The sequence below is a fragment of the Alistipes sp. D31t1_170403_E11 genome, from assembly GCF_015553985.1.
Classification (GTDB): Bacteria; Bacteroidota; Bacteroidia; order Bacteroidales; family Rikenellaceae; genus Alistipes; species Alistipes montrealensis.
Genome location: NZ_JADNHQ010000001.1, coordinates 824,026 through 838,426, shown reverse-complemented (window position 1 = coordinate 838,426; position 14,401 = coordinate 824,026). Strand labels below are relative to the sequence as shown.

The 14,401-nt window shown below is 54.8% G+C and carries 14 protein-coding genes and 5 tRNA genes; 15 read left to right on the top strand and 4 right to left on the bottom strand.

What is annotated here, in order from left to right; translation table 11 throughout:
• Positions 1-47: 47 nt before the first annotated feature.
• The 3 genes from I2E69_RS03315 to I2E69_RS03305 all read right to left on the bottom strand — a co-directional run bounded on the left by I2E69_RS03315 (position 48) and on the right by I2E69_RS03305 (position 1,986).
• A complete protein-coding gene (locus I2E69_RS03315) occupies positions 48-1,067 on the bottom strand; it encodes a FecR family protein (protein ID WP_195458713.1) in 1,020 nt (339 codons plus the stop codon).
• A gap of 86 nt (positions 1,068-1,153) precedes the next feature.
• Positions 1,154-1,729: an RNA polymerase sigma factor gene (locus I2E69_RS03310; RefSeq protein WP_195458712.1), complete on the bottom strand. Its 576-nt coding sequence runs from the start codon at positions 1,727-1,729 to the stop codon at positions 1,154-1,156.
• 183 nt (positions 1,730-1,912) lie between these two features.
• Positions 1,913-1,986 (bottom strand) — tRNA-Ile (locus I2E69_RS03305).
• 169 nt (positions 1,987-2,155) lie between these two features.
• Here I2E69_RS03305 and I2E69_RS03300 point away from each other — a divergent pair.
• From I2E69_RS03300 to I2E69_RS03290, 3 genes are all read left to right on the top strand, one after another.
• On the top strand, positions 2,156-2,422 hold the full coding sequence (locus I2E69_RS03300; RefSeq protein ID WP_195458711.1) for a type B 50S ribosomal protein L31: 267 nt from the start codon (positions 2,156-2,158) through the stop codon (positions 2,420-2,422).
• A gap of 183 nt (positions 2,423-2,605) precedes the next feature.
• A complete protein-coding gene (locus I2E69_RS03295; RefSeq protein ID WP_195458710.1) occupies positions 2,606-3,466 on the top strand; it encodes a hypothetical protein in 861 nt (286 codons plus the stop codon).
• Between the two features lie 147 nt (positions 3,467-3,613).
• The gene (locus I2E69_RS03290) at positions 3,614-4,528 is read left to right on the top strand and encodes a helix-turn-helix domain-containing protein (RefSeq protein ID WP_229095344.1); all 915 of its coding nucleotides are present in this window, start codon (positions 3,614-3,616) and stop codon (positions 4,526-4,528) included.
• Positions 4,529-4,576: 48 nt separating this feature from the next.
• Here the strand turns inward: I2E69_RS03290 and I2E69_RS03285 are convergent, their stop codons facing one another.
• Entirely contained in the window at positions 4,577-5,098 is a 522-nt protein-coding gene (locus I2E69_RS03285; protein WP_195458709.1) for a GNAT family N-acetyltransferase, read from the bottom strand.
• A 335-nt stretch (positions 5,099-5,433) separates the two neighbouring features.
• On the opposite strand from I2E69_RS03285, the gene I2E69_RS03280 reads away from it, so the two are divergent.
• From I2E69_RS03280 to rpoB, 12 genes are all read left to right on the top strand, one after another.
• Positions 5,434-5,507 (top strand) — tRNA-Thr (locus tag I2E69_RS03280).
• A 157-nt stretch (positions 5,508-5,664) separates the two neighbouring features.
• A tRNA-Tyr gene (locus tag I2E69_RS03275) sits at positions 5,665-5,747 on the top strand.
• Positions 5,748-5,837: 90 nt separating this feature from the next.
• Positions 5,838-5,913: transfer RNA gene (locus tag I2E69_RS03270), tRNA-Gly, on the top strand.
• Positions 5,914-6,042: 129 nt separating this feature from the next.
• Complete coding sequence (gene tuf / locus I2E69_RS03265) at positions 6,043-7,230, top strand: elongation factor Tu (protein ID WP_195458708.1); 1,188 nt, start codon at positions 6,043-6,045, stop codon at positions 7,228-7,230.
• Positions 7,231-7,279: 49 nt separating this feature from the next.
• Positions 7,280-7,353 (top strand) — tRNA-Trp (locus I2E69_RS03260).
• 18 nt (positions 7,354-7,371) lie between these two features.
• Positions 7,372-7,569, top strand: coding sequence for a preprotein translocase subunit SecE (gene secE / locus I2E69_RS03255; RefSeq protein ID WP_195458707.1), 198 nt, complete (start codon positions 7,372-7,374; stop codon positions 7,567-7,569).
• 15 nt (positions 7,570-7,584) lie between these two features.
• Positions 7,585-8,145 carry a transcription termination/antitermination protein NusG gene (nusG, locus tag I2E69_RS03250; RefSeq protein WP_195458706.1) on the top strand — a complete coding sequence of 187 codons (561 nt, stop codon included), beginning with the start codon at positions 7,585-7,587 and terminating at the stop codon, positions 8,143-8,145.
• Positions 8,146-8,161: 16 nt separating this feature from the next.
• Positions 8,162-8,602 (top strand): 50S ribosomal protein L11, encoded by a 441-nt coding sequence (rplK, locus tag I2E69_RS03245; RefSeq protein WP_195458705.1) that lies wholly within the window; start codon positions 8,162-8,164, stop codon positions 8,600-8,602.
• An 11-nt stretch (positions 8,603-8,613) separates the two neighbouring features.
• Positions 8,614-9,312, top strand: a complete 699-nt coding sequence (rplA, locus tag I2E69_RS03240) for a 50S ribosomal protein L1 (protein WP_195458704.1) — start codon at positions 8,614-8,616, stop codon at positions 9,310-9,312.
• Between the two features lie 17 nt (positions 9,313-9,329).
• Positions 9,330-9,854, top strand: coding sequence for a 50S ribosomal protein L10 (gene rplJ / locus I2E69_RS03235; RefSeq protein ID WP_195458703.1), 525 nt, complete (start codon positions 9,330-9,332; stop codon positions 9,852-9,854).
• Between the two features lie 39 nt (positions 9,855-9,893).
• A complete protein-coding gene (gene rplL / locus I2E69_RS03230) occupies positions 9,894-10,271 on the top strand; it encodes a 50S ribosomal protein L7/L12 (RefSeq protein WP_195458702.1) in 378 nt (125 codons plus the stop codon).
• Between the two features lie 235 nt (positions 10,272-10,506).
• Complete coding sequence (gene rpoB / locus I2E69_RS03225) at positions 10,507-14,367, top strand: DNA-directed RNA polymerase subunit beta (RefSeq protein ID WP_195458701.1); 3,861 nt, start codon at positions 10,507-10,509, stop codon at positions 14,365-14,367.
• Positions 14,368-14,401: the final 34 nt, after the last annotated feature.

Genomic DNA, 14,401 nt, shown 5'->3' with positions numbered 1-14,401 from the left:
TCATGGTCTTATGGTTTAGGTCATTCGGTTTTCAGTTTTCTTTGCCGCTACCTGTCGAGCGGATGGATTGTGATCGAATCGGCGACGCGGACGATACGCATGGGGGTGATCCGCTCCATGGCGGAAAGAATCTGGTCGACCGACTCGTTGTTGAAATTGATCGTATAGGTGTATTTGTAGAGGCGGCTGTCCGTTACGCGGCACTCTACGCCGTAGTTGTGTTCGAGAAATCCGAGCAGGTCTTTCAGCGGAGTGTTCTTGAAGTAGAAGCGTTTGTGCATCCAGCCGACCACGGCGGCCGTGTCGGCATTGGGCAGCAAGGTGCAACGGCCCGATACCCGGTCCATTTCGAAGAGTTGGCCCGGGGCGATGTCGTAGCTGCGCCGTTTGCCCGAGAGGTGTTCTTCGATGCTGACCCTTCCTTCCTGCAGGTAGAGTTGCGTCGATTCCGGGGCCGATGTGTTGAGGTTGAATTTGGTCCCGAGGACGCGGACCGTCATGCCGCCGGCTTCGACCCGGAACGGGCGGGCCGGGTCTTTGGCGACTTCGAAATAGGCCTCGCCCTGCAGGCGTACGTGGCGGTTCCTGCGGTCGAAGCGGGCCGGGTACTCCAGTGTAGTCTCGGAATTGAGCATCACGGACGTGCCGTCGGCCATCAGCATGCGGAGTTGTTCGCCGGCAGGGACATATATTTTCTGGTAGGCGATTTGCTCCCCTCCCCAGTCGTAGAGGCGGCCCAGCAGCAACAGGTTGAGGAACACGAGCGGAAGCGCGACGGCTGCGATGCGGGACAGCGTCCGGATTCGTTGTCTGCGGCGGATGCGCAGTCCGATTTCCCGCAGGATTTTCTCCCGCAGGCCGGCCGGAGGCATCGGGGCGGCATTCCCGGCCTCCCCGTTCAGAACCGAGGCAATGTCCTTATCCATCAACTCCGAGGCCGCTTGCTGCCCGGAGGGGGTTTTCAGGTAGAGCCGGATGTCGTTTTCCTGTTCGGAAGGGCATTTTCCGTCGAAATAGGCAAGGAGCAGTTCTTTGTCATATATAGGTGTGCGCTTCGGTTGCTTCATACTGGGTCGTGTTTTATAGTAATACACACGACGCCGTAAAAAGTATTATGGAGAATTTGCTTTTTTTGAAAAAATCGCTGCGTGCGTCAGCGGCTCACCAGCAGGATGAGCAGGATGGCGTAACCCGAGTGCATCAGTTTGCGGAGTTGGGTGACGGCTTGGTGGTAAAGCACCTTGACGGTATTGATCGAGATACCCAGTTTTTCGGCGATTTCGGCGTTGGAGAGGCCTTCGTGGATTTTCAGGCGGCAGACCTCGATTTTCTGCGGTGAGAGTTGACCGATGGCTTTGTCGAGCTGTTCCATCAGGTTGTGGCGCTCCAGGTCGGGCAGGAACTCGCTTGCGGGCGCCGTCGTGTCCTTGTATTCGGACTGTGTCGGGATGTAGTCGCGCAGGGCGTTGAGCGTCAGGTTCTTTGCGATCCGGAAGAGGTAGCCGGCCAGGCCCGAGGCGGGCAGAAGCCTCGAACGGGTTTCCCATAACTTGAGGAATGTGTATTGTACGATATCCTCGGCCAGTGTGCCGTTGCGCGTATACCTGCAGGCAAAGGCATACAACTGCCGCTGGTATTTATCATAAGCCATGGTAAATGCCAGTTGGTTCCCGTCGCGTATTTCCCGGGCCAGTTCGTTGTCGGTCATTGTAGTCGTGGTCGTTTGCATGTTGCCGCCTTGGTTCGGGCAGGGTGTCGGCAACATCAATGGAAGTACTAAGATAGAAATTATTTATGAAAATCCGCGTTTCCCGGATTATTTTACAGCGGGCCGCGGATTCGGCCGGCGTTGGCCGCCGGATTCGGAGCGGAGATACAAAAAAAGGTTGCGACGATTCGCAACCTTTTTCAGTGGGCCCAGAGGGGCATGATCCCACGACCTTCGGATTATGAGTCCGCTGCTCTGACCAACTGAGCTATGGGCCCGGTCCTGCGCCTGTGGAGCGCTTTTGTGGCGCAAAGATAAAAAAAGTATTCAGATTGCGCAACTCTCCGGCCTTCGGAGTGTGAAAAAAAGTGCGCCGGATGTTGTTTGTTGCAAATTAATTCGTACCTTTGTCCCGCTTAAGCAATAATTAAAAACAAAAACAACGAAATGAAAAAGGGTATTCATCCGGAGAATTATCGTTTGGTGGCGTTCAAGGACATGTCCAACGACATCGTGTTTTTGTGTCGGTCCGCCGTTTCGACAAAAGAGACCATCGAAGTGAACGGCGAAACCTATCCCGTGTATAAGATGGAAATTTCCAACACGTCGCACCCGTTCTACACCGGTAAGATGAAGTTGGTTGACACCGCTGGTCGCGTCGATAAGTTTATGAGCCGTTACGCAAAACGCTACGATAAGAAAGGTGCGAAGTAATCATGCTTCCGCATTTGCAAAAACGGGCTGCAACGAAAGTTGCGGCCCGTTATTTTTGGCTCCGGCACGGAATTTTCAGGCTTTGTGAAAAATTCTGAACAAGGTCTTGTTTTTATATATATATTTGCGCCCGAAGGCGAACAAGATTGTAAAACATAGAGTGTTGGAGCCATGAAAAACAAGATGAAAAATAGTTTGATCGCCGCGGCGCTGGGCGTCGTTGCGGTCTTTACCTCCTGCGTGAGCAAGCAGGTCGCAGTTCAGGCGGAGAGCCAGCGCGATTCGCTGGTGACGGTCGTCAGCGCGAAAGATTCGCTGATCAATGCCGTGTTTGCGGACATCAATGCCATATCGGAGAACCTCGCGCTGATCAAGTCGCGTGAGAACCTCATTACCGTGGCCGGGGAGGCCGAGAGCGGCCGCCGTCCCGTCGAGGAGATCAACAACGACATCAAAGCCATCGACCGCCTGCTGCAGGAGAACCGATCGAAGATCGAATCGCTGCAACGTTCGGCGGCCCTGCTGCGCAAGGCGAATCTGCGTATCGACGGGTTGGAAAAGATGATTGCCGGCATAAACAAACAATTGGCAGAGAAGAATGCCGAAGTGGAACAGCTCCGTGAGAACCTGACCCGAATGGGAGCCGAAGTGGAGAACCTCACACAGGAGGTGGCTGCCCGGAGCGTCCAGGTCGAGAACCTGAGCGGCGAGAAGGTCGAATTGCAGAACCAGCTCAATACGGTTTACTATATCGTGGGGGCCGAGAAGGAGTTGCGCGATGCACAGATCATCAACAAGCAGGGTTTCATCGGCCGCACGCTGACCGTCGGGAAGAACAGCAATTTGGACAGTTTCACGATGGCCGATTCGCGGCTGCTGTCGGAAATTCCCGTAGGACAGAAGAAAGCCTCGCTTGTCACGTCGCACCCCGAGGGGTCGTACGAACTGGTGACCGACGCGAACAAGGTCGTCGAGAAACTGATCATCACCGATCCCGTGCGTTTCTGGGAGTCTTCGAAAATTTTGATCATTAGTTATAAATAGGCATTTTGCCGCCTTTGCGATGTTTTGCAGAGTCCCTGCCGGTTGCGGCAGGGACTTTTTTTAGCCTTGCGGACGCCTATTTGCTTGCTATTCTGATTTTTTTTGTAATTTTGTCTATAAAAATCACATCACACAGATTTATAATTTATGGATTATCAACCCCAACCGCAGTTTGAGGAGTCGTCGCTGAAGGAGAGTTGCACTGCGGATTGTAGTAGTTGTCCTACATTCCCAGCACCGTTTCGCCGCATCGGCGATTCGACCTATTGCCGGTTTTCGCAGCTTACGTTTGCGGCCGGTGAAGGGGTAACGTTCCCTGCCGACCGCATGGTGCGCATCCTTTTCGTCATGTCGGGATCGCTGAAGCTGGAACACGGCAACGATACGGTACGTCTGGTTACGTCGAAACAGTGCGTGTGTCTCGCCCGCAGCGAACGCTTCGTCGTTACGGCCCAGGATGACGAGACCCATGTGGTCGTGTTGTCGCTCATTCACCGTATCGAGTTCTGTGAGCAGGATATTTTCGACAAAGTAATGCCCTACGACTCGGTTGTCCCGACCGAATCGGTTCCCACGCTTTCGATGCACCCGGCGATAGAGCGCCTTTTGGGCACATTCTTCACAATCCGCCAGATGTTCAACTGCGTGCGCTACCACCGGATGAAGGCCACCGAGCTTTTCATGATGATCAAGGTGCTCTACACGCCGACGGAACACGCTTACTTCTTCCAGTCGATGATTCAGCCGCAGGACAATTTCCGCGTCTTCGTCTGCAACAATTACGACAAGGCACAGGGTGTCGCCGAACTGGCTTCGCTCGCAGGTATGAGCCTTTCGGTGTTCAAGCGCCGCTTTGCCGAGCATTTCAACGACAGCGTTTATCACTGGATGATGCGCCAGAAGGCACTGAAGGTCTTTACGGACATCCGCGACGGCGAGGACAGCACTAAGGCGCTGATGAACAAGTATGGATTCCGCCACTACACGCAGTTCAGCCGGTTTTGCAAGAATTACCTGCAGGCGACGCCCGCGCAGTTGATCAGCTCGATCAAAAAGAAATAGGGCGGCCGATCGGTCCGGATAAGAGGAGGTTCTTCGGAGCCTCCTTTTTTAGTGTGTCAGCACGTAGACGTTCAGGTCGATCCACGTCCCGTCGGAAAGTTGCTCGCCCTGCATTTCGATGTGGCTGCGCAGGAAGCCGAGGCGCTGCGGGATACGGTTGCTCGGGAGGTTGCCCACTCCGCAGCGGATTTCCACGCGCTGCATCCCCATTTCTCCGAATGCGAGGTCGCAGAGCGCCCGCACGGCAGCCGTCATGATCCCCTTGCCCTGCTGCTCTTCGCGCAGCCAGTAGCCGATCTCGATACTGCGCTTGCGGCCGTCGGCCGATTTGAACCCGATCAGCCCGGCAAAGGTGCAGCCGTCGCGGAGCGTGAAGACCGGGTTGGCGGTGTCGGCAAGCATGCCGGCCACTACCTGCCGGGTTTGTTCGATCTGGTGCGTGTCGGCTACAAACGGAAGCCAGCGCCCCAAATGGAGGCGCTGCGTGTCGATCGAAGCGAAGATATCCGGGGCGTCTTCCGCGCGAAGAGCCCGGAGGCTGTAAGGGCCGAAAAGGGGTATCGTTTCCATAATGCATAAATTCTCAGGTTTAAAGATACGAAAAATAAGCGAATTCGGATTTCTTATATAAAATAGGTATTGCGGCCGCGGAAATATTCCTTGGGAGAACCGCCGCGATGCCGGTCGGGCCGGCGCGTAATATAGTTGGCCCGGAAGGGCGATATTTTTCGCAGAAGCTGTTGTGTTATTCAAAACTTTTCCTATCTTTGCACCCGATTTCGCCCCTGAAGTCAGGACGATCGGGCGACGTTCTTTGAGAAGAGTGAAAAAGTAGAAAATTTATCCCGAATAATTTGCGAGGTAAATTTTTTATGCCTACTTTTGCAATCCAAAACGGTGAATACGCCGATGTAGCTCAGTTGGCCAGAGCAGCTGATTTGTAATCAGCTGGTCGGGGGTTCGAATCCCTCCATCGGCTCGGAGAGCCGATGCGAGAAGCGGATCGAAGGATCCGGTCGAACAAAACGAGCAGCGGCAAACGAAAGCCCCCTCCGAAAGAGACGGCGCATGGCTCGAAGCCAGGTCGGGTTTCTTCGGAAACGGAAAACAAAACCGGAACAGGGAGCACAAAAATTGGGAAGTTACCAGAGTGGCCAAATGGGGCAGACTGTAAATCTGCTGGCTTACGCCTTCGGTGGTTCGAATCCATCACTTCCCACTAAAAGAGAGTGCCGGTTGGAGTTGCAAGACCCGGACGCCGTCGGAAGACGGTGCGAGGGGAGGGATGACTCTGATGCGGTATATTTTTGCGGAAGTAGCTCAGTTGATAGAGCATCAGCCTTCCAAGCTGAGGGTCGCGAGTTTGAGCCTCGTCTTCCGCTCCAGTACGCAGCAGCGTGTGATGCGAACGCCTCCGTTGAATGAAATGGGGAGTTTGTGTCGCTCGCTCGTTCTGCGAAATGAATTTTAAAACTTTAGGACAATTTTTAACAATACTTTAAATACTTAATACTATGGCAAAAGAAAAATTCGACCGGTCGAAACCGCACGTAAACATCGGTACCATCGGTCACGTTGACCACGGTAAGACCACTCTTACCGCTGCTATCACGACCGTTTTGGCTAAGAACGGTCTGTCGGAGCTCCGTTCGTTCGACTCGATCGACAACGCTCCCGAGGAGAAAGAGCGTGGTATCACGATCAACACCTCGCACGTTGAGTACCAGACGGCCAACCGTCACTACGCTCACGTAGACTGCCCGGGCCACGCCGACTATGTGAAGAACATGGTTACCGGTGCCGCTCAGATGGACGGTGCTATCCTGGTCGTTGCCGCTACGGACGGTCCGATGCCCCAGACCAACGAGCACGTGCTGCTCGCCCGTCAGGTGAACGTACCGCGCATCGTTGTTTTCCTGAACAAGTGCGACATGGTTGACGATCCCGAAATGCTCGACCTCGTCGAGATGGAGGTTCGCGACCTGCTTTCGAAGTATGAGTACGATGGCGACAACGCTCCCATCATCCGTGGTTCCGCACTCGGCGGCCTGAACGGCGAGGCTAAGTGGGAAGAGAAGATCATGGAGCTGATGGCTGCTGTCGACGAATATATTCCGATTCCCCCGCGTGAGAACGAGAAGCCGTTCCTGATGCCTGTCGAGGACGTGTTCTCGATCACCGGCCGTGGAACCGTTGTAACGGGCCGTATCGAAACCGGTATCATCCACGTAGGTGATCCCGTTGAGATCGTAGGTCTCGAGGAGAAGACCCTCACGTCGACCTGTACGGGCGTCGAGATGTTCCGCAAGCTGCTCGATCAGGGCGAGGCTGGCGACAACGTAGGTCTGCTGCTCCGCGGTATCGACAAGAAGGATGTTAAGCGCGGTATGGTAGTCGCTAAACCCGGCTCGATCACCCCGCACACCGAGTTCGAGGCTGAGGTCTACATCCTGAAGAAAGAAGAGGGTGGCCGCCACACGCCGTTCCACAACAACTATCGTCCCCAGTTCTACCTGCGTACGATGGACGTAACGGGTGAGGTTCACCTGCCCGCAGGCGTAGACATGGTTATGCCGGGCGACCACGTAACCATCTCCGTAAACCTGATCTACCCGGTAGCTATCAACGAAGGTCTTCGTTTCGCAATCCGCGAGGGTGGCCGTACGGTAGGTGCAGGTCAGATCCTGAAGATTCTGAAGTAATTCACAATCGATATTCCGGGAGGCGGTGAACCGCATCGCCTCCCTTTTTAGGAGCATAGTTCAAGGGTAGAATAGCGGTCTCCAAAACCGTTGATGGGAGTTCGAATCTCTCTGCTCCTGCCAAGAGTAAAAGACAAAGATATGTTCAAATACGTTAAAGAATCTTACAACGAGCTTGTAAACAAGGTAACGTGGCCTACGTTCCCGCAGCTCCAGAGTTCTACGATCGTCGTGATGGTGGCTTCGGTCATCTTCGCCGTGGTCGTTCTGGCAATGGACGTGACGTTCGAGAACGTGATGGCAGGCATTTACAAGACCCTGGGAAATCTTGGCCGTTAATTGTTTGCTGAAACGATGAGCGAGATTAAGAAACAGTGGTATGTCGTCCGTGCTATCGGTGGTAAGGAGGGAAAGGTCAAAGAGTATATCGAGGCCGAAATCCGCCATAACCATCTGGAGGACTACATTTCCCAGGTGTTGATTCCTACCGAAAAAGTCTATACCATCCGCAACGGAAAGAAGGTTTCGAAAGAGAAGGTTTCTTATCCGGGTTACGTGTTGGTGGAGGCCGCTTTCGTCGGCCAGATTCCGATTATAATTCGCAATACTCCCAATGTGCTGGGTTTCCTCGGCGACACCAAAGAGGACAGCCGCAAGATGAACGCTACGCCCCTGCGTCCGCAGGAGGTTGCGCGCATCCTCGGCCGCGTCGACGAACTGAGCGCACAGGAGGAGGAGAACGAAATACCCTTCTTTGTCGGCGAGACCGTCAAGGTTACGGACGGTCCTTTCTCGAGCTTCCAAGGTACTATCGAGGCCGTCGACAACGAGCGCAAGAAACTCACGGTATCGGTGAAGATATTCGGGCGCAAAACTCCTATGGAGTTGAGTTTCACCCAAGTAGAAAAAGAATAATTAACCAAGGAAAACTATGGCAAAAGAGATTGCTGCATTTATTAAATTGCAGATCAAAGGTGGTGCCGCCAATCCTTCGCCCCCGGTTGGTCCCGCATTGGGTTCTAAGGGAGTCAATATCATGGACTTCTGCAAGCAATTCAATGCTCGTACGCAGGACAAGGCGGGAAAGGTTCTCCCGGTCATCATCACTGTTTACAGCGACAAGTCGTTCGACTTTGTCGTAAAACAGCCGCCCGTAGCCATCCAGCTCAAGGAAGCAGCCAAAGCGAAGACGGGTTCCGCTCAGCCTAACCGCGACAAGGTCGGTCAGGTGACGTGGGATCAGGTCCGCGAAATTGCTCAGGACAAAATGCCTGACATGAACTGCTTTACACTGGAATCCGCTATGCGCATGGTTGCCGGTACTGCCCGCAGTATGGGTATCAGTGTCGTCGGAGAATTTCCTAATATGTAATTGCGAAGAAGATGAGTAAGTTGACAAAAAATCAAAAGATCGCCTACGCTAAGGTGGAAGCCGCTAAGGCTTACAAGCTCCCGGAGGCTGCCGCTCTTCTGAAGGAAATTACGTTCACGAAATTCGACGCTTCGGTGGATATCGACGTGCGTCTGGGTGTTGACCCCCGCAAGGCGAACCAGATGGTCCGCGGCGTGGTGACGCTTCCCCACGGAACCGGTAAAACGGTGCGTGTGCTGGTGCTTTGTACTCCCGAGAAGGAGGCCGAGGCGACGGCTGCAGGCGCTGACTATGTAGGTCTGGACGAGTATGTTGACAAGATCAAGGCCGGCTGGACCGACGTTGACGTGATCATCTGTACTCCCAACGTAATGGGTAAAGTCGGTGCGCTGGGCCGTATTCTGGGTCCCCGCGGACTGATGCCGAACCCCAAGACCGGTACGGTTACTATGGAAGTCGGCAAGGCCGTAAGCGAGGTGAAAGCCGGTAAGATCGACTTTAAGGTCGACAAATTCGGTATCATCCACACGACGGTAGGCAAGGTTTCGTTCTCGGCAGATCAGATCGTGGAAAACGCGAAAGAGGTGCTGAATATGATTATCAAGCTGAAACCGGCTGCTGCCAAAGGTTCTTATGTGAAGAGTATTTATCTCTCGACCACCATGAGCCCCGGCGTGCAGATTGATTCCAAATCAGTAGAAACCAAATAAGAAGGAGGAGAGAAGAGATGACTAAGGAAGAAAAACTGGTTGTAATTAACAACCTCGCCGAGCAGCTCCAGGCTTATCCTCACTTCTACATCACCGACATCGAGTCGCTGGATGCAGAGCAGACCGCTGCCCTGCGCCGCAAGTGCTTCGAGAGCGATGTAAAATTGGTGGTCGTTAAGAACACCCTCCTGGGCAAAGCCCTCGAAAAGGTGGAAAAGGCCGATGCTGATCTGGTAAAAGTATTGGAGGGTCCTACCTCGGTTATGTTCACGAACGTTGCGAAAGCTCCCGCTGTTTTGATTAAGGAGTTCCGCAAGAAATCGGATAAGCCCGTCCTGAAGGCGGCTTTTGCCGAAGGATGCGTTTACGTGGGCGACAACCAGCTGGACGCTCTGTGTAACATCAAGAGCAAGGAGGAACTCATCGGCGACATCATCGCGCTGCTGCAGTCCCCGGCCAAGAATGTTATTTCTGCATTGCAGGCTAATGCAGGCCAAAAGATTGCGGGCCTCGTGAAGACGCTCGAATCGAGAAACAACTAATCACAAAAGAATTAAAAACAAATTAATAAGCTTACAACTATGGCAGACGTAAAGAAACTTGCTGAAGAACTGGTAAACCTGAAGGTTACCGAGGTAAACGAACTCGCACAGATCCTCAAGGAGGAGTATGGCATTGAGCCGGCTGCTGCCGCTGTTGCCGTTGCAGCTCCCGCTGCAGGCGCAGGCGAGGCTGCTGCTGCAGAGAAGTCGACGTTCGACGTAATCCTGAAGAACGCCGGTCAGGCCAAGCTCCAGGTTATCAAGGTAGTGAAGGACCTTGCAGGTCTTTCGCTGGGCGATGCTAAAGCGCTCGTTGACGGTGCTCCCAAGGCCGTTAAGGAGGGTGTTTCCAAGGAAGAGGCTGAGCAGATCAAGGGCCAGCTCGAGGAAGCAGGTGCTGAAGTTGAGCTCAAGTAGCATTGCTGCTTAAGCGTCAATAGAAGACGAACAGGTATAGGGCTTACCGCGTGTAAGCTCTATGCCTTTTCTTGGTCTAAAGACCGGAAGTGCCGATCAGGAGCTGTGTCCGGTTTTTGGAATATAGGATGCTCCCGGGGCGTAAGACGCCTTCATACGGGGGCATTGCCGGGATAATGACCCGCACATTTTGGGGAGCGTAACCCATTACACTTCAACTAATTTGGATTTTACGATGTCCGCAGCAAAAACACAACAAAGAATTAGCTTTTCGACAGTAAAAAACCGGGTTCCTTACCCGGATTTGCTGGAGGTACAGCTTAAATCATTCCGGGACTTTTTCCAGATGGATACCACGGCCGAGAATCGCAAGAACGAGGGGCTGTACAAGGTGTTTCAGGAGAATTTCCCCATCACGGATACCCGGAACAATTTCGTTCTGGAGTTTATCGACTACTATATCGACCCGCCCCGTTACTCGATTGAGGAGTGCCTGGAGCGCGGTTTGACATACAGCGTTCCGCTGAAGGCCAAACTGAAGCTTTACTGTACGGACGACGAGCACGAAGATTTCGGTGTTGTCGTTCAGGACGTGTACTTCGGGACGATTCCCTACATGACCGAACGCGGTACGTTCGTCATCAACGGTGCGGAGCGTGTCATCGTATCCCAGTTGCACCGTTCGCCCGGCGTGTTCTTCGGACAGAGCATGCACACGAACGGAACGAAACTCTATTCGGCGCGAATCATTCCTTTCAAGGGTTCGTGGATAGAGTTCGCTACGGACATCAACAACGTGATGTACGCTTACATCGACCGTAAGAAGAAACTGCCCGTTACGACGCTGCTGCGTGCCATCGGTTACGAGGCCGACCAGCAGATTCTGGAAATCTTCGACCTGGCGGACGAGGTGAAGGTCAACAAGGCCAACCTTAAAAAAGCCGTAGGCCGCAAGTTGGCTGCGAGGGTGCTCTCGACGTGGGTCGAGGACTTCGTGGACGAGGATACGGGCGAGGTTGTCTCCATCGAACGAAACAACGTGATCGTGGACCGCGAGACGGTTCTCGAGGAGGAGCATGTCGATCAAATCCTCGAGAGCGGCGCAAAGACGATTCTGCTGCACAAGGAGAATCTCTCGGGCATCGATTTCTCGATCATCTACAATACCCTGCAGAAGGACCCGTGCAACTCCGAGAAGGAGGCCGTGGTTTACATCTACAGGCAGCTGCGCGCTTCGGAGCCGCCCGATGAGGCGACGGCGCGCGACGTTATCGAGAAGCTGTTCTTCTCGGACAAACGCTATGACCTGGGCGACGTGGGTCGTTTCCGCATCAACAAGAAGCTGGGTTTGGATACCGATCCGGCCATTCGCACGTTGACGCGCGAGGACATCATCGCCATTATCAAATACCTGATCCAGCTGATCAACTCGAAAGCCGATGTCGACGATATCGACCACCTGTCGAACCGTCGTGTCCGCACCGTGGGCGAGCAGTTGTCGAATCAGTTCTCGGTCGGTTTCGTGCGCATGGCGCGTACGATCCGCGAGCGCATGAACGTGCGTGACAACGAGGTGTTTACCCCGGTGGACCTGATCAACGCCAAGACCCTCTCTTCGGTGATCAACTCGTTCTTCGGAACCTCGCAGCTCTCGCAGTTCATGGACCAGATCAACCCGCTGGCCGAGATTACGCACAAACGCCGTCTTTCGGCCCTCGGCCCCGGCGGTCTGTCGCGTGACCGCGCCGGTTTCGAGGTGCGAGACGTACACTATACGCACTACGGCCGCCTTTGCCCGATTGAGTCGCCGGAAGGCCCGAACATCGGTCTTATCTCGTCGCTGTGCGTTTATGCGAAGATCTCCCCGATGGGATTCATCGAGACGCCCTACCGCCGGGTAGAGAACGGCAAGGTCGACATGGATAATTCGCATATCCACTATTATTCGGCCGAGGAGGAGGAAGACCTGGTCGCCGCACAGGCGAACACCCCGATCGACGGGGAGGGCAACTTCCTGGAACCCGACCGTATCAAGGCGCGTGAAGGCGCCGACTTCCCCGTGGTTACGGCCAGCGAAGTCGACCTGATGGACGTGGCTCCGAACCAGATCGCTTCGATTGCCGCGAGCCTTATCCCGTTCCTCGAGCACGACGACGCCAACCGTGCGCTGATGGGTTCGAACATGATGCGCCAGGCCGTGCCCCTGGTGACTTCGGAAGCCCCGATCGTCGGCACGGGTATCGAGAAGGACATGATCTCCGACAGCCGCATTCAGATCGTGGCCGAGGGCGACGGCGAAGTAACGTTCTCCGACGCGACGAAGATTCAGATCAAATACGACCGTACGGAGGATGAAATCCTCGCATCGTTCGCTCCGGAGGTGACGACTTACACGCTGCCGCGTTACCGTCGTACCAACCAGAACACCTCGGTGACGCTGAGGCCCATCGTGCTGACGGGCGAGAAGGTGACCAAGGGACAGATTCTGACCGAAGGCTACTCGACGCAGCACGGCGAGCTGGCCCTGGGCCGCAACCTCAAGGTGGCGTTCATGCCCTGGAAGGGTTACAACTTCGAGGATGCTATCGTGATCTCGGAGCGCATCCAGCGTGAGGATATTTTCACCTCGGTGCACGTCGACGAGTATATCATGGAGGTTCGCGATACCAAGCGCGGTGTCGAGGAGCTCACCTCGGATATTCCCAACGTTTCGGAGGAGGCTACGAAGGACCTCGACGCCAACGGTATCGTACGTATCGGCGCCAACATCCACCCGGGCGACATTCTGATCGGTAAGATCACCCCGAAGGGCGAGAGCGATCCTTCGCCCGAGGAGAAGCTGCTCCGCGCGATCTTCGGCGACAAGGCCGGCGACGTGAAGGACGCTTCGCTGAAAGCCCAGCCGTCGCTGCACGGCGTGGTGATCGACACCTGCCTTTACAGCCGTGCCAACAAGGAAGGCAAGAAGAGCAAGAGCGCCGAGAAAGCTCAGTTGGACAAGCTCGACGAGAAGTTTGCAGCCGAAATCGCGGAGCTCACGAAGCGCCTGGTTTCGAAACTGTGGACGCTGCTCCAGGGCAAGACCTCTACGGGTGTTACCGACTACTTCGGGGTGGAACTCTATCCCGCAGGAACGAAGTTCTCGCAGAAGATGCTGGAGGAGATCGCCCGCAAATCGTCGGACGAGAAGACCGGCGTGGTGATGGGTTACCTGAACCTCGGTTCGTGCAACTGGACGGGCGACGCCCATACCGATGCACTTATCGAAGCTACCATTAATAATTACACCATCGAGTGGAAGAAGGCCGATGCCGCCATCAAGCGCGAGAAGTACAACATCACCAACGGTGACGAACTTCCCCAGACGGGCGTTATCCAGATGGCCAAGGTTTACATCGCCAAGAAGCGTAAGCTGAAGGTGGGTGACAAGATGGCCGGCCGCCACGGTAACAAGGGTATCGTTGCCCGTATCGTGCGCGACGAGGATATGCCGTTCCTCGAGGACGGAACGATCGTCGACATCTGCCTGAACCCGCTGGGCGTGCCTTCGCGAATGAACCTCGGCCAGATTTACGAAACCGTGCTCGGATGGGCCGGCCGTGAGCTGGGCATGAAGTTCGCGACGCCGATTTTCGACGGCGCTTCGCTCGACCAGATCAACGAATACACGGCACAGGCCGGCATTCCGCACAGCGGACGTACGTACCTCTATGACGGCGGTACGGGTGAGATGTTCGACCAGCCGGCTACGGTGGGCGTGATTTACATGCTCAAGCTGGGCCACATGATCGACGACAAGATGCACGCGCGTTCGATCGGTCCGTACTCGCTCATTACGCAGCAGCCGCTCGGCGGTAAAGCCCAGTTCGGCGGTCAGCGTTTCGGTGAGATGGAGGTTTGGGCGCTCGAAGGTTTCGGCGCCGCCAACATCCTGCAGGAGATTCTGACGATCAAGTCCGACGACGTGATGGGCCGTGCCAAGGCGTACGAGGCTATCGTCAAGGGCGAGAACCTGCCCAAGCCGGGTATTCCCGAGGCGATGAACGTGCTGCTGCACGAGCTTCGCGGTCTGGCCCTGTCGGTGAAACTCGAGTAAGGTGTATTTAAGAGGAAAAGAAAAACGAGAACAA